Source organism: Lutibacter sp., from assembly GCF_030692605.1.
Taxonomy (GTDB): domain Bacteria; phylum Bacteroidota; class Bacteroidia; order Flavobacteriales; family Flavobacteriaceae; genus Lutibacter.
In genome coordinates this window covers 1-16,586 of the sequence record NZ_JAUYUD010000095.1, presented here as the reverse complement: position 1 = coordinate 16,586, position 16,586 = coordinate 1, and the positions used below count along the sequence as shown (strand labels likewise).

At 30.0% G+C, this 16,586-nt stretch carries 12 protein-coding genes; 1 reads left to right on the top strand and 11 read right to left on the bottom strand.

From position 1 onward, the window contains the following. Window positions 1–50 precede the first annotated feature (50 nt). The 7 genes from asnS to nagB all read right to left on the bottom strand — a co-directional run bounded on the left by asnS (window position 51) and on the right by nagB (window position 12,017). Window positions 51–1,484 carry an asparagine--tRNA ligase gene (asnS, locus tag Q8S45_RS09625; protein ID WP_305604155.1) on the bottom strand — a complete coding sequence of 478 codons (1,434 nt, stop codon included), beginning with the start codon at window positions 1,482–1,484 and terminating at the stop codon, window positions 51–53. Window positions 1,485–1,636: 152 nt separating this feature from the next. Next, window positions 1,637–4,012 (bottom strand): RND family transporter, encoded by a 2,376-nt coding sequence (locus tag Q8S45_RS09620; RefSeq protein ID WP_305604154.1) that lies wholly within the window; start codon window positions 4,010–4,012, stop codon window positions 1,637–1,639. Window positions 4,013–4,066: 54 nt separating this feature from the next. Beyond that, a complete protein-coding gene (locus Q8S45_RS09615; RefSeq protein WP_305604153.1) occupies window positions 4,067–6,583 on the bottom strand; it encodes a DUF5686 and carboxypeptidase-like regulatory domain-containing protein in 2,517 nt (838 codons plus the stop codon). A 96-nt stretch (window positions 6,584–6,679) separates the two neighbouring features. Beyond that, a complete protein-coding gene (frr, locus tag Q8S45_RS09610; protein WP_305604151.1) occupies window positions 6,680–7,234 on the bottom strand; it encodes a ribosome recycling factor in 555 nt (184 codons plus the stop codon). 20 nt (window positions 7,235–7,254) lie between these two features. Further along, window positions 7,255–7,962, bottom strand: coding sequence for a UMP kinase (gene pyrH / locus Q8S45_RS09605; protein ID WP_305604150.1), 708 nt, complete (start codon window positions 7,960–7,962; stop codon window positions 7,255–7,257). Window positions 7,963–8,018: 56 nt separating this feature from the next. Then, complete coding sequence (locus tag Q8S45_RS09600; RefSeq protein ID WP_305604148.1) at window positions 8,019–10,019, bottom strand: beta-N-acetylhexosaminidase; 2,001 nt, start codon at window positions 10,017–10,019, stop codon at window positions 8,019–8,021. A gap of 84 nt (window positions 10,020–10,103) precedes the next feature. Beyond that, window positions 10,104–12,017: a glucosamine-6-phosphate deaminase gene (nagB, locus tag Q8S45_RS09595; RefSeq protein ID WP_305604147.1), complete on the bottom strand. Its 1,914-nt coding sequence runs from the start codon at window positions 12,015–12,017 to the stop codon at window positions 10,104–10,106. A gap of 256 nt (window positions 12,018–12,273) precedes the next feature. Between nagB and Q8S45_RS09590 the strand changes: the two genes are divergently transcribed. Beyond that, entirely contained in the window at window positions 12,274–13,377 is a 1,104-nt protein-coding gene (locus tag Q8S45_RS09590; protein WP_305604145.1) for an acyltransferase family protein, read from the top strand. A gap of 58 nt (window positions 13,378–13,435) precedes the next feature. Here the strand turns inward: Q8S45_RS09590 and tsf are convergent, their stop codons facing one another. The 4 genes from tsf to rplM all read right to left on the bottom strand — a co-directional run bounded on the left by tsf (window position 13,436) and on the right by rplM (window position 16,200). Beyond that, a complete protein-coding gene (gene tsf, locus Q8S45_RS09585) occupies window positions 13,436–14,401 on the bottom strand; it encodes a translation elongation factor Ts (RefSeq protein WP_305604143.1) in 966 nt (321 codons plus the stop codon). A gap of 54 nt (window positions 14,402–14,455) precedes the next feature. Further along, window positions 14,456–15,187, bottom strand: coding sequence for a 30S ribosomal protein S2 (rpsB, locus tag Q8S45_RS09580; RefSeq protein WP_305604141.1), 732 nt, complete (start codon window positions 15,185–15,187; stop codon window positions 14,456–14,458). Between the two features lie 171 nt (window positions 15,188–15,358). Beyond that, window positions 15,359–15,745 carry a 30S ribosomal protein S9 gene (gene rpsI, locus Q8S45_RS09575; protein ID WP_305604140.1) on the bottom strand — a complete coding sequence of 129 codons (387 nt, stop codon included), beginning with the start codon at window positions 15,743–15,745 and terminating at the stop codon, window positions 15,359–15,361. Then, on the bottom strand, window positions 15,745–16,200 hold the full coding sequence (rplM, locus tag Q8S45_RS09570) for a 50S ribosomal protein L13 (protein WP_305604138.1): 456 nt from the start codon (window positions 16,198–16,200) through the stop codon (window positions 15,745–15,747). The genes rpsI and rplM overlap by 1 nt, the downstream gene beginning before the upstream one ends. Between the last annotated feature and the right edge of the window lie 386 nt (window positions 16,201–16,586).

Genomic DNA, 16,586 nt, shown 5'->3' with positions numbered 1-16,586 from the left:
AAAATACATAAAAATATGCTTAAAACGAACCTATAGAATTGTATTTTTAATTAAAATTCAGCATTTTGAGGTGTTCTTGGATACGGTATAACATCTCTAATGTTACCCATACCTGTTGTAAACTGAACTAGACGTTCAAATCCTAATCCAAATCCACTATGTTCTGCAGTACCAAATTTACGTGTATCTAAATACCACCATAATTCGTGTTCATCTATATTAAGATCTTTAATTTTTTGTTTTAATACATCTAAACGTTCTTCTCGTTGACTTCCACCAACAATTTCACCAATACCAGGGAATAAAACATCCATTGCCCTTACCGTTTTTCCGTCTTCATTTAAACGCATATAAAATGCTTTAATTTTCGCTGGATAATCAAATAATATGATAGGACATTTAAAATGTTTTTCAACTAAATATCGTTCGTGTTCACTTTGCAAATCCGCTCCCCATTCCTTAATAAGATATTGAAATTTTTTCTTTTTATTAGGCGTAGAATTTTGTAATATTTCAATAGCTTCGGTATAACTTACTCGTTTAAAGTTGTTTTCTATTACAAATTTTAACCTTTCAAGTAAATTCATTTCACTTCTTTCCGTCACCGGTTTCGATTTTTCTTCATCAAGTAAACGATCATTCAAATAAGCTAAATCGTCTTTACAATGTTGAAGAGCATAAGAAATAACATTTTTAATAAAATCTTCTGCTAAATCCATATTATCATCCAAATTGTTGAATGCTACTTCTGGCTCAATCATCCAAAATTCAGCTAAATGTCTTGTTGTATTTGAATTTTCGGCTCTAAATGTTGGTCCAAAGGTGTAAACTTTTCCTAAGGCCATAGCATAGGTTTCAGCTTCTAATTGACCCGAAACAGTAAGATTGGTAATTTTTCCAAAAAAATCTTTGGAATAATTAACGTTACCCTCTTCTGTTTTTGGAATATTAGTTAGATTTAAGGTTGTTACATTAAACATTTCCCCAGCTCCTTCAGCATCTGAACCTGTAATTATTGGAGCATGAAAATTATAAAATCCATTTTCAATAAAATACTTATGAATTGCAAATGACAGTGTAGATCTAACTCGCATTACAGCACTAAAAGTATTTGTTCGAATGCGTAAATGAGCATTTTCTCTTAAAAATTCTAAACTATGTTTTTTAGGTTGGATTGGATATTCTTCTGGATTTGAATCTCCCAAAATTTCAAGACTCTTAACTTGTATTTCTACGGTTTGACCTTTTCCTTGACTTTCAATTAAAATACCTTTAATGGCAATTGCAGCACCAGTTGTTACTCTTTTTAAAAGTGCCTCATCTGTATTTTCAAAATCAACTACACATTGTATGTTATTAATAGTTGAACCATCATTTAAAGCAATAAATCTATTCGCTCTAAATGTTCTAACCCATCCTTTTACGGTAACATCTTGTAAAAAATTTTGAGAACTCAAAAGTTCAGCAACTGTAATTCTTTTCATTGTAAAAAATTTATGAAATGCAAAGATACATTAACAATTGTTAAATGACAATTGATAAACAAGTTTGATGATTCTTCCTTTAAAAAAAATAATAGTTTGGTTGAAGTATTACATAAGTTGTTACAAACATAAAAATATCAATGAGAAAAAAGCTAATTGTCGTTGTTTTCATCTTCATTATCGAGAACATCCAATAGAGGTTCTTTTAAAACTTCTTTATTTGCAATATTTTTTTCTAAGGACAATAATAAAGAAGGTAGTAATAATAAATTTGAACACATTGCAAATAAAAGAGTAACTGATACTAATCCACCCAACGCAATAGTTCCTCCAAAACTCGATACTGTAAACACTAAAAATCCAAAGAAAAGCACAATAGAAGTATAGAACATACTTACGCCTGTTTCTCGTAAAGCTGCATAAACGGAGTGTTTAATTTTCCAATTATGTGTTATTAACTCTTGACGATATTTAGCTAAAAAGTGAATAGTATCATCTACAGAAATTCCAAAAGCAATACTAAATACTAATATGGTCGAAGGTTTAATAGGAATTCCTAAATAACCCATGAGGCCTGCAGTAATTAATAGCGGTAATATATTTGGAATTAATGAAATTAAAATCATTCTAAATGACCGGAATAAAACAGCCATAAATATTGATATTAATAAAATTGCAAGAGATAAGGAAACAACTAAGTTGTTAATTAAATAAGTAGTGCCTTTTAAAAAAACCAAAGCACCACCTGTCATAGAAACATTGTATTTTTCTACAGGAAATTCTTTTGTAATTTTTTCTTTTAAACGACTTTCGATGATAGCCATTTTATCTGTTCCAATATCCTTCATAAAAGTTGTAATGCGTGCATATTGCCCCGTTGAATCTACAAAGCTATTGAGCATATTTGCATCTGAAGTGCTGTTTTTTACAAAAGAAAAAATCCAATTTTGTTCTTGACTATTTGGGATGTCATAATAATCAGGATGTCCTCCATAAAATGCTTGTTTTGAGTATTTTACAATATTTAAAACAGAAATCGGTTTAGAAAGTTCAGGAATATCTTCAATAGTTTCCTCTAACTTATTCATTCTTTGTAGGGTAGAAAGTTTCATGACCCCTTTTTCTTTTTTTGTGTCAATAATAATTTCTAAGGGCATAATACCACCAAATTCATCTTCAAAAAAGACAATATCTTTAAAAAAATCTTTACCTTTTGGCATATCCTCAATAAGGCTACCAGATACTTTTATTTTATAAATTCCAATTATGCTTACAATTATTAAAATGATGGTTGTAGTATAAACTGCAATTCGATGATTTTTAACAATAGATTCCATGGTTTTAACAATAGTTTCAATCCACTTACGCTCCAAATGTTTAAGATGTTTTTCATTTGGAATGGGCATAAAACTATACATAATAGGTATAATTAAAATTGCCAAAAAGAAAATTGCAATAATGTTAATAGAAGCGATGGTACCAAATTCTCTTAACAATTGGCTTTTAGTAAAAATAAAGGTGGCAAAACCTATAGCAGTTGTTGTATTGGTTAATAAAGTGGCAGTACCAACTTTTGATATTACACGCTGTAATGATTTTGCTTGATTGCCGTGTTTTTTTACTTCTTGTTGGTATTTATTTATTAAAAAAATGGCGTTTGGCACTCCAATTACAATAATTAAAGGAGGAATTAATGCCATTAAAACTGTAATTTCATATCTAAATAAGCCTATAAACCCAAATGCCCAAATAACACCAATACTTACTACCAACATGGTAATAAAAGTAGCTCTAAATGATCTAAAGAAAAAGAAGAATATTAATGCTGTTACCACTAATGCCAAACCTACAAATAACCCAATTTCATCAATAATATTTTGGGCATTCATAGTTCGAATATATGGCATCCCAGAAATTCGAACATCCAATTTATTTTCTTTTTCAAATTTTTCAATGGCCGGATTTAGCACATTAAAAATAAAATCTTTTCTGGCGGCCGTATTTACAATTGTCTTATCTAAATATATTACAGAACGTATAGTCCCAGTTTTTTTATTATATAAAAAATTATCGTAAAAGGGAAGATTTTCAAAAAGTTCGGTTCTAATTTGTTGAATATCAGACGAAGAGGCAGGTGAATTTTTCACCAAAGGCTCTAAATCAAATTTTTGTAACGAATCATTTTTAACAAGTTTCTGAATATTACCAACAGAAATTGTTAATTCAACTTCAGAATAATCGTTTAATTTATTTGTTAATTCTCTCCAAGAATTAAATTTTTCTGGTGCATAAATACTGGAATCTTGTACAGCAAGAATAATGACATTTCCTTCTTCACCAAAGAGTTTTAAAAAATGCTTATAGTCAACATTTACTTGATGATTTTCTGGTAAAAGATTTGCTTCGGTATATGAAAAACGCATATACTGAGTTTGATAACTTAAAAAACCGGTAATGGCTAAAATCAGCCCTAAAATTATATACCTTTTTGTAAGTATTATTCTCGAAACATTATTCCAAAACTTCATAAAAAAAATTTTTGCAAATGTAACGAATAAGTTTTGGATTTAACCATTTGAATTTTAAAAACCTAGGTTTAGTTTATAGGTTAATTTAACAGCTAAATTATCAGACCATTCGGGATTTTGATAACTTCCAAATCGATAATACGCACTTAAACCAAATCCTTTTAGTAAACGGTTTATTTCAAAGCCACTTTCAAGATATCCTTTATTTAAACTTTTAAATTCGAGCCCTTGGTGATAGTTTGCATTATTAATCGCGCCTATTGCAGCTCTATTAGCAATGGTGAGTTGAGGTTTAAATTTAGGAGAAATTATAAATGCTTTGAATTCGTGTTTAAAATGGATAGCGATAAATCGATCTGAAATAAACTCGTTATATCCCATTGTTTCAAAGCTGTTTTTCCCGGCAAAAGTTATTCTTTTTGCCCAAGGATTCTTAAAGGTGTAGTTTGGAGTAGCATTGAAAAGATGTGTAATTGGAGCATCTCCAAAAACAATTCCTCCCTCTAATAACACATGTGTAATTGCTTTTCGTAAAGGTTTTATCTTATGCAAAATTTGAACACTAAACTGAGTAAAATCAAAATCACCGCTAAAAATATTTTCAATACTTTTTGTAGTTTGAAATGTAATTTGAGGAAAATTATTTTTTATCGTTAATTTTCCTTCGGGAGAATTCATATATTCATTTTTTGGGTTGTATTGTACACCCACGGTGGCAGTTGTTAAATTGAAAGAGGTTAAATTTCTAGTATTTGATACAAATTGGTATTCAAAAACAGGAGTGTATTCGCCAGTACTTACTTGTAACTTTGCCTCCAAATTTGGCTGAATATCGATTTCAATAAAACTGCTGATGGTTTTGTAATTATAAAATTTACTAATATTTAAATTTCGAGGATTAATTGGCGAAAAAGTAGAATTTGAAGCTATAAAATCTATGGAAGCAGCTTCTTTAATATCGTTAGTTGCATTGGCACCAATCCACATGTTATTCTTTTTTTCAATCCTAAATGAAGTCCCAAAGCTGTATTTAAAATCTTTATCTTTTGTTCCAAAAGCAATGTAAGATTCGACTTTAACAATTGGAGAAAAATTATGATTTGTTATTCCTCCAATACCGACACGTAATCCTTCGTAATTATTTAGGTTAATAATTTTTCCTAAATTTAAATTAATATACTTTGTTGGAAAATAACCTTTTAGTAAATTTCGTCCAATATTAATTTTTCTCTCAATCCCTTCGGAATAGGCAATGCTATCAATTTTAATATAAGTGTTTAATCCTCGCTCTGTTATTGGTTCGGTTCGGTATTTATCCCAAAATTCTTCAGACTTAGTTGCTGCGTCATCAGTAAATAAAATGGTTGTTGCAGACTTTTTAATTTCTATAATTGGATTTATAACGACATTACTATTTACCGATTTCGAAATAAAATAAGTAATATCCTCAGGTTTATTTTTACTCAAGACCATAAGGCTATCTTTTTTTTCACTTTGAGAAAATTTTATGGTACCTCCAAATAATTTGATATTTTCTTTAGTGTTACCTTTTTTTAAAACAATGTCCATTTCCGCTGGGAACCAGATAGGTTGTTCAGGCAAAAATTTATAATTTTGAGTTGCTTTTACATTTACAATTCCTTTAAGTTCTGCAATAGCATGAGCAATTCCAAAAGTTGATGTGTCTATGTATAGCACCCCTTCAATACCAATAAATTCTTTTTTTTCTTTAGGTTTATAATAAATTAAATAGGTTGGGCGATTGTTAATATCAACTGTATCAAGTATTTTATAGTTGTAATTTTTTAAAGCGTTGGTTGCAATAGGGTTTGTATATTGGGTTCCTGCAATGGTATAAAGTTCATTATAAAATGAGAAATCTTGAAAAGTAATAGCCAAAAATTCATAAATAGGTTGTTTTAAACCAGCCATTCTAGAAGCTAAAATAAGCTCTTTTGTTTTTTTTCCTTTTTGAAATTGAAATTCAGATATTTTTTCTGAAATGTATAAATGGTAATGCTCTATTTCCTTCTTAAATTTAAAGTTGGTAGAATCTAATTTATCAAACTTCTTTTCTCCATTTTTGATAGAAAACAAGGTATCTATTATTCCACTAATTGAATCGGGATTAGCGGTAACTAAAATTTTATTGTAAGTATTAAATTTAAATGAGTTTAGTGCTTCTTCAATATTATTTTTTGATTTATTTAAAATCACCTTTTGTATAATATCGATAGCTGGATTTTTTTTGGATGAAATAACTACCTCATTTAAAGTTTCAATGGACGGACTTAAATAAATTTTGAGATATCTTATTTTTGGGTTTAATTCCTTTTTTACTTTTGTATACCCAACGTATGAAATTGTAATAGTATGAAACGGATTTATAGTTTTTATATTAAATTTTCCATCAATATCTGTTAAAGTTCCGAAATTAGTATTGGTAATAATAGAAGCAAATGGCAATGGTTTTAACGTTTTTTCATCTAAAATTATTCCTTGAATATAGTTTTGAGAAATAGCACTAAAGATGATAAAAAGAGTAAAAAAACTAAATAAAAAGTACTTCATTTGAAATGAATTATTTTAGAAGTACAAATATAGGTTAATAAAAAAGCACTCTTATGAGTGCTCTATTTTTTTTGATAAGTTTAACGAAAGTGCTTCTTAAACTTTCATAATTTCCTGATCTTTAATTTTGTATAATTCGTCAATTTTTACAATAAAACTGTCTGTTAAGTCCTGAATATCTATTTCGGCATTCGCTTTCACATCTTCTGAGGCATCTGACTTTTTAATTTCACTCATTGCTTCTCTTCGGTCGTTTCTAATACCAACTTTTGAATCTTCGGCGGCAGATTTTGCTTGTTTTGATAATTCTTTACGTCTTTCTTCTGTTAAAACAGGAACGTTGATAATGATTATTTCACCATTATTCATAGGGTTAAATCCTAAATTAGCAATCATAATTGCTTTTTCAATTCCTTGTAACATATTTTTTTCCCAAGGTTGTATGGTTATGGTATGGGCATCCATAGTACTCACATTTGCAATTTGAGTTAAAGGCGTTTGAGAGCCATAATAATCAACAGTTATACCTCCCAACATTGCTGGACTAGCCTTGCTTGCACGAATATTTCTAAATTCTTTTTCCAAATGTTTAATGGTATTTTCCATTAGCTCACTAGTACTGTCTATTATAAATTTAAGATCTTCATCCATAATTAAAAAAATTAAATTATCTATTTATCAACTTTTGTTCCAATATTTTCTCCGGCTGCTATTTTTTCTAAATTGCCTTTGGTATTCATATCAAAAACAATTATAGGTAAATTATTTTCTTGACTTAATGCAAAAGCAGTCATATCCATTATTTTTAGACCCTTATTAATTACATCTTTATATGTTATAGAGTCAAATTTAATAGCATTTTCATTTTTTTCAGGATCTTCTGAATAAATTCCATCCACACGAGTTCCTTTTAAAATTACTTCAGCACCAACTTCAATTGCTCTTAACACAGCAGCTGTATCTGTTGTAAAGTAAGGGTTTCCGGTTCCCCCTCCAAAAATTACTACACGTCCTTTTTCTAGGTGTCGTACAGCTCGTCTCTTAATAAATGGTTCGGCAACTTGCTCCATTTTAATGGCGGTTAGTAGCCTAGTTTTCATTCCAGCATCTTCCAATGCGCTTTGTAATGCTAAACCATTAATTATAGTGGCAAGCATTCCCATATAATCACCTTGAACTCTGTCTATTCCATTACTTGCGCCAGCAACACCTCTAAAAATATTGCCACCACCAATAACAATAGCTACTTCAACACCTTTTTCAACAATGATTTTAATTTCATTGGCGTATTCAGCTAAACGAACTGGGTCTATACCGTGTTGTCTAGTTCCCATAAGCGCTTCGCCGCTTAATTTTAATAAAATTCTTTTATAAGCCATAATTTATTTAAAAGTTATGCAAATATAAGAAATACTTTAAAAGGATAAACGGAATGTTAATGTTGTGTTGAAGTATTATTTAATTGAATTCTAGTTTTGTTTTTTTGAGAAAAAAACTCAATAATTAATTTGAAAGAATTTAGAGAGGCAAATTCAACATCAACAACAGGTTTTTTGATTTTTAAAAATTGATTTGTAATATTTTTATAATCGGATGTATTTACTTTTTCCGCTTGTAAAATTTTGAGGATTGTTTTAGAAATTTCAGCTAAATTTTCAGACAAAGGGGCTATATTTTTAATAATGGGATTATATGTAATTTGAGCAAATTCATCATGATTTTTTACCCATTTTGTTAGCATTTGAATTAATTCTTTTTTTGAATTAGGATTTTGTTGGTTTAGAAATTCCTTTGTTAAATTATTAAAAATGATGGCCTCTGAAGCATCGGCAGTACAAGCATCGGCGAAAAGTGTGAAAGGGGAGTAGGTTTTATATTCAGTACCATTTTCATTACGAGTATATATTTTTACAGGCTCATACACTTTAGTAAGTTGTAATAATGCTTCAATAGGTTGGTTATTGGTAATATTTCGTAAAATCACATCTCGATTTCTTAAATGTGTAATACCAACTTCTTCCAATCTAAAACTTATTTGTTCTAAGCGTTCAAGTATGTTTGAAATATTTTTAATATCTTCTGATGACCATAATCTTTCCGCAATTGCAGCCGTTCTTGGCCAAATTCTAGAATCAATAGTTAAAGGGGTTACTAATTCACTCCACATAGTTGCTTCACCGCCTAGAATTCGTGCTTTTTCCACATCGCTTAATGTATTATTTTTTGGTAAAGGATCTACCAAATAATGCTCAGTTACAGATTGCAACAAATCAATATAATAGCCATTTGAAAGGATAGTATTATATCCTTTTTTAGCAGCAATTATTAAAGAGTGATCTGTTAATACACTTTCATTGACGCCTTTCCAAGAATGGATTAAGGCAGAAGTTGGCATATGATCGGTCATAATTTCTTCCCACCCCATCAAAGATTTTCCATATTTTGCTAAAATCTTTTCTAATCTTATATTGAAATAGGTTTGCAAATCATGATTTGTAGGAAGATTATGTTTCTTCTTAAATTCTTGAATATGTTCATTTTCATCCCAATGTTTTCCTTCATTTTCATCCCCGCCAATATGAAAATATTTATCTGGAAATATGGTTGCCATTTCACCAAATAAATCTCCTAATATTTCGTATGTTTTTTCATTGGTAGGATCTAAAGTTGGATTAAAAATTCCTGAATTTCTTTCAATAGAATAAGGTATATTTTTACTTCCAATTTCGGGATAAGCGGTTAAAATAGCAGTTGCATGTCCGGGAACGTCTACCTCAGGTACAACACGAATTCCTCTATCAGATGCATACTGAACAACTTCTTTAATTTGTTCGTGTGTATAATACAATCCATCTGATCCAAGTTGATGCAGTTTTGGGTGAGTTTTAGATTCAATTCTAAACCCTTGATCGTCAGTTAAATGCCAATGAAAAACATTCATTTTAACAGAGGTCATTGCATCTAAGTTTCGTTTTAAAACGTCCACAGGTTCAAAATGACGTGCAACATCAATCATTAATCCTCTCCATGTAAATCGTGGATAATCATTAATTTGCACTTCTGGAAAATAATAATAAGAATCAGAATTTGAAATTAATTGCAATAGTGTTTCTAAAGCATAAACAACTCCAATATCTGTGGTGGCATCAATAATAATTTTAGTGGCAGAAACGTTTAATTTATAAGACTCATTTTCGTTAATTTCTAATTTTCCTAAACGCTTATAATTTATTTCTAATGAAGCGTTTTCAATTTCATTTTTATTAAATGAAAAGCCGTTTTTTAAAAAAACACCAGTTCTACCGCTAAGTCTTTGTAAAAATTTAGTAGTTGCAATATCAATTCTTTTGGATCTTTCACTGTTAACAACAATTGTAAAATCGATATCTATTGGATTTCTATCAATTCCAACAATAATTTCTTGTGGCCATGGCATCAAATTCAATTTATTTGTTTGACTTACGCAAAAAATCGAATAAAATGTAAATAAAAATGTGAGAAAATTTTTCATAATAAAAATTTAATAATAATATCTTTTGAAAGCTTCTAAAGCCGCATAATCGGCAAGACCTAATTGATGATATTTTTGAGCTGTTTCGTTATTTCTTTCTTCTGCACGCACCCAAAATTCTCTTATGTCATTTCCTTGAAACATCACACCATCTTTTTGAGATTGATGAAAGAAAATTGCTTTTCTTTTTCTCAGTACTTGATCTGGACTCATTGGAACTGCCATATCAATTTGGTGTACATCCCATTCATGCCAAGCTCCTCTATATAACCAAACCCAACAATCATTCATATATTTTTGAGGTTTTAAAATTTGTAATGCAGCAAAAATAGCGTCTAAACAAACTTTATGTGTACCGTGTGGATCGGCTAAATCGCCAGCAGCATATATCTGGTGTGGTTTAATTTCTGCTATTAAATTAGCAATAATATTGATGTCAATTTTCCCAATTGGTTTTTTTCGAATTGTGCCAGTTTCATAAAAAGGAAGGTTTAAAAAATGAATATTTTCATCAGGTACACCAATAAAACGGGTTGCTGCTAATGATTCCCTTTTTCTAATAATGCCTTTCAAATTTCGAACTTCAACATCATCTTCTGTATCTTCTTTTTTAGAATTTATTTTTTTTATTAAATTATCAATGTTCAAATCTTCTGGAGTAACATCTTTAATAACTTCAGCATATTTTAAGGCTTCATAATCAGAAACTGCAATGTTACCTGAAGTTTGATATGCTATGTGAACTTCGTGACCTTGTTCAACTAATCGGTCAAAAGTACCACCCATAGAAATTACATCATCATCGGGGTGTGGACTAAAAATGATAATTCTTTTTTTATTAGGATTGGCTCTTTCTGGTCTAGAGGAATCATCGGCGTTTGGTTTTCCACCAGGCCAACCTGTAATAGTATGTTGTATTTTGTTGAACATTTTAATATTAATATCATAGGCCGAACCTTCTTGAGCTAAAAGGCTAGACATACCATAATTATTATAATCCTTATCTGTTAATTTTAATATTGATTTTTTTGTTAAACTACATAGCCAAATAATAGCTTTGCTTGTTAGTTCTTCTGTCCAAATACAAGGGCCAACAAGCCATGGTGTATTTAATCTAGTTAGGTCTTGAGCAGCCTCACCATTTAATATGAACGTTGTGTTATCATGTTCTTGGAGGTAAGTTGCAGGAACTTCCGAAGTAATTTCTCCTTCAATGGTATCTTTAATTACTGATGCTTTATTGTGTCCCCAAGCCAATAATACAATTCTCTTAGCTTTTTTAACACTGCCAATACCCATTGTGATAGCTTTTTTTGGGACATTTTCAATCCCTAAAAAAGAAGGAGCAGCATCAACTCTTGTAATATGATCTAAAGTAATATTTCTTGTTCCTGAGTTATAATGAGAGCCTGGCTCATTAAAACCAATATGTCCAGTTCTACCAATCCCCAAAAGCTGAAAATCGAGACCACCATATGTTTCAATTTTCAAATCATAATCTATGCAATATTGATGAAGATCTGATAATGATACGTTACCATTTGGAATATTAATGTTTTCGGGTTTAATATCTATATGATTGAATAAATGTTGATGCATAAAATAGTAATAACTATGTACACTATTTTTGTCCATAGGATAGTACTCGTCCAAATTAAACGTTACCACATTTGAAAAACTTAACTCCTCTTCTTTATGCATTCTAACCAATTCTTCATACACCTTTATTGGTGACGAACCGGTTGCCAGTCCAAGAATGCAATATTTATTTTTGGTTTGTTTTGTTTTTATTAATGCTGCAATTTCTTCTGCAACGCAAATGGAGGCTTCTATTGAATTTGCAAAAACAATATTATGAATTTTTTCAAATCTAGTGTCTTCAAATTGACCGACTGGTTGATATTTTATAGATGTTATAATCATGTTCAATGTTATGTTATTCAAAATTAAATAAAGAATTTGATATTTAACGCTATTGAAAGTTATATTGAAGAATTATTATTCTTTTCTTCGATATTAAATTCTTCTAAAAATGCATTTCCTTTAAGAAAAATGGTCTTAATATTTTTTTTAATGTTATTTTAGAATTAATTTTAAAGCTTAATATAAAATCGGTTATGTTAACTTCTTTTGCCATTACTGAACGAAATTTTATATAAATATTTTATAATGTTTTTATATGAAAGTTAAAAGATTAATCGCACTTGATGTAATGCGTGGGCTAACTATAGCATTAATGATTATGGTTAACACTCCCGGAAGTTGGACTTATGTATATCCACCACTTTTACATGCTAAGTGGCATGGATGCACTCCAACTGATTTAGTTTTTCCATTTTTTCTTTTTATTGTTGGTGTTTCTATGTGGTTTTCATTTAAAAAATTCGAACAGGGAATTACCAAAAACTCGCTTTACAAAGTATTAAAACGGTTTTTTATCATGTTTTTGTTAGGTGTTTTTCTAAATGCTTTTCCAAATTTTGATTTTGAAAATTTACGTTATCTGGGCGTTTTACAACGTATTGCAATTGCCTATTTATTAGGTGCACTTTTATGTTTACAATTCAATTACAAACAACTACTTTTTATTTTTGCAGGAATTTTAATAGGTTATTGGGGCTTATTATTTTTTGGATCAACTGACAGTCCTTATGAATTGACTTCAAATTTAGTATTGAAAGTAGATGTATTATTTTTTGGTGAAAAGCATTTATACAACGGGTTTGGAATTCCATTTGACCCAGAAGGTTTACTTTCTTCAATTCCGTCAGTTGCAACATTGTTATTAGGATATTTTTCAGGAAGATTGATAGAACTATCTGGAGACACCAAGGTGACAATTAAAAGTCTAGTTCAAATTGGTGCTATTATTGTATTTATTGGTTTTACTTGGGGCTTTTTATTTCCAATTAATAAAGCATTATGGACAAGTTCGTATGTTTTATATTCCGGCGGATTAGCAATGGTGTTTTTGGGATTTTTATTATGGATTATTGATTTGAAGGGTTTTAAAAAATGGGCAACTCCTTTTATTCATTTTGGGACAAATCCTTTAGCTATTTATATGTTTTCAGGAATTTATGTTTCGTTCATTATTTATTTTATAAATATTTTAAATTCTAAAGGAGTTTTAGTATCGGGTTATGATTATTTATTTACAGATGTTTTTGTTCCAATTGCGGGGAATATGAATGGCTCTTTGTTATTTGCAGTTTTTCACATCATAATTTTTTGGGCGATTACGTATTTTTTATATAGAAAGAAAATATTCATTAAAATATAAACACAAAAAAAACTTCGCTATTTGCGAGGTTTTTTTTGTCACTTTAAGTGAAAGAATTTTATACTAATGAAACTCTTTTAAAACTTGTTACAGCTACTCCAATAGATTTAACATATTGAGCAACAGTAATTTTTTCATCTTTAATAAAGTTTTGATCTAGTAGACATTGCTCTTGATCTAATGTTGTATTATCAGAAATAAAACGCTCTAATTTTCCTGGTAAAATTCTGTCCCAAATTGCTTCTGGTTTCCCTTCAGCTCTTAGTTCTTCTTTTACTTGTTCTTCAGCTTGAGCAATAATTTCAGGAGTTAACTGAGATCTTGAGATAAAAGTAGGAATGTTTTTAAGTGTTTTTCCTAATCTTTTTGCTTCTTCATTTTCTTTTTCGATTACTGCAATTCTAGCTTCAATTTCAGAAGCAACAAATTCTGGAGTAAAATCTTTATAAGATAAAATTGAAGCGCCCATTGCTGCAACTTGCATAGCAACATCTTTAGCAACAACATCAGCTCCTTTTACATTAGCTGATAAAACAGTTAAAGTTGCGATTTTGTTTCCTACATGAATGTAAGATCCAACAAATTCACCAGTAACTTTCTCAAAACCACCAATTTCTAATTTTTCACCAATAACACCAGTTTGCTCAATTAATTTTTCTGCAACAGTCATTCCTCCAAAATCAGCATTTAAAAAATCTTCTTTTGAATTAAAGTTCACTGCAACTTTGGCGAATTCAGTTGCTAAGGCAACAAAACTGTCGTTTTTAGCAACAAAGTCTGTTTCACAATTTAAAGATATAATTGCTCCAGATTTTTGATCTTCAGTAACATAAGCAATTGCTGCTCCTTCAGATGAATCTCTGTCGGCTCTGTTTGCAGCAACTTTTTGTCCTTTTTTACGTAAAATACTTATAGCTTTATCAAAATCTCCTTCTGCTTCAACCAATGCATTTTTGCAGTCCATCATACCAGCACCGGTAGATTGTCTTAATTTATTTACTTCTGCGGCTGTAATATTTGCCATTTTATTTTATTTTTTTGTTGATTAAAATAATCAACTATTAAACATTTTATTTACTTAATCTTCAGATTGAGAATCATCAGATTTATCCTTACTAGTAGATTTTCTTTCAGTTAATCCTTCTGTAATTTGGTCTATTAAATATCCCATTACTTTTGAAATAGATTTTGAAGCATCATCATTTGAAGGAATTACATAATCTATACCTCTTGGATCAGAATTTGTATCAACCATTGCGAAAATTGGAATATTTAAGTTTTTCGCTTCAGCTACAGCAATATGTTCTTTTCTAACATCAACAATAAAAATTGCTGCTGGTAAACGAGTCATATCATTAATAGAACCTAAGTTTTTCTCCAGTTTTTCTCTTAAACGATTAATTTGTAATTTTTCTCTTTTAGAAAGTGCATCAAAAGATCCGTCTTGTTTCATTCTGTCAATAGATGACATTTTTTTAACAGCTTTTCTAATGGTAACAAAGTTGGTTAACATACCACCTGGCCATCTTTCTGTGATGTAAGGCATGTTTACGCTTTTTGCTTTTTCTGCAATTATTTCTTTGGCTTGTTTTTTGGTAGCTACAAAAAGAATTTTTCTACCAGAACCCGCAATTTTTTTAAGAGCTTCACCAGCCTCATCGATTTTTGCAGCAGTTTTGTAAAGGTCAATTATGTGAACTCCATTACGGTCTCCATAAATGTATGGAGCCATGTTTGGATCCCATTTTCTAGTTAAGTGTCCAAAATGAACACCTGAATCTAATAATTCTTTAACATCAATATTTGTCATCTGTATAATAGTTTACGTTCCGTTGAGTTAGCAATAGGTAAGTAGCGGATTTTCGATCTTACCTATTTGGATGCTAAACTTTATAAGTCATTGACTCATCAACGACAACTTGTTTTTAATTTGTTTTCAATGAACCACCAAATAAATTGGTGCAATAATCCCAATAAACGATTAACGTTTTGAGAATTGGAATTTTTTACGTGCTTTCTTTTGACCGAATTTTTTACGTTCAACCATTCTTGGATCTCTAGTAAGTAAACCTTCTGGCTTAAGAATTAATCTATTTTCAGCATTAAGTTCAACTAATACTCTTGAAATAGCTAAGCGGATAGCCTCAGCTTGTCCAGTTACTCCACCTCCAAAAACATTAACTTTAATGTCAAACGATGTTGCATGATCTGTTAAATTTAAAGCTTGCATTACTTTATATTGCAAGTGAGATGTAGTAAAATAATCTTTAAAATCTTTTTTATTTACAGTAATGTTACCTTTTCCTTCAGAAACGTAAACACGAGCAACTGCTGTTTTTCTTCTACCTATTTTGTGTATTGTTTCCATTATTTAAGATCGTTTAGGTTAATAGCTTTAGGTGTTTGAGCAGCTTGATTATGTTCAGTACCTGCATAAACATATAAATTTCTAAATAAAGCGCTACCTAATTTGTTTTTAGGTAACATTCCTTTTACTGCTTTTTCGATTAGACGCGTAGGGTCTTTTTCAAACATTTCAGTTGCAGTAAGCGATCTTTGTCCTCCTGGATATCCTGTGTGACGAATGTATGTTTTTGCATCCCACTTTTTACCAGTTAAATTAATTTTCTCGGCGTTGATAACCACTACATTGTCTCCACAATCTACGTGAGGAGTGTAACTTGGTTTGTATTTGCCTCTAATTAGCATCGCTATTTTAGAAGCTAGACGACCCAACGTTTGGCCGTCTGCATCAACTAAAACCCACTCTTTTAATGCGGTTTCTTTGTTAGTTGACACTGTTTTGTAACTTAATGTATTCACAATTAAATTCTTTGTTATAGTTAAACATTTATTTTTGTCCCTAAAAAGGGAGTGCAAATGTACAAAATAATATTTATATAACAAACAGACAGTTACTGAATAACTTTAAGATTTTTGATTTAAAATTGAAAGCGTTCGTTCAATTATAACAAACTTTAAATAAATGACAAAAAAATGTAACAAATCAGCCATTTTTCAGTCTTTTTATATGTACTATTAAATTTTGAAGCAATGGTTAAATTTTATATATTAACCCGACGGCATTATATCTATAATTATCAAGCTGCATATTGAATATCTTTATGATTGAAATATTTTTGAACTCTATCTGGATTTTGAACTAACATTTGCATATGGTTTTCTAAATTTTCTTTAAGTTTTTCATG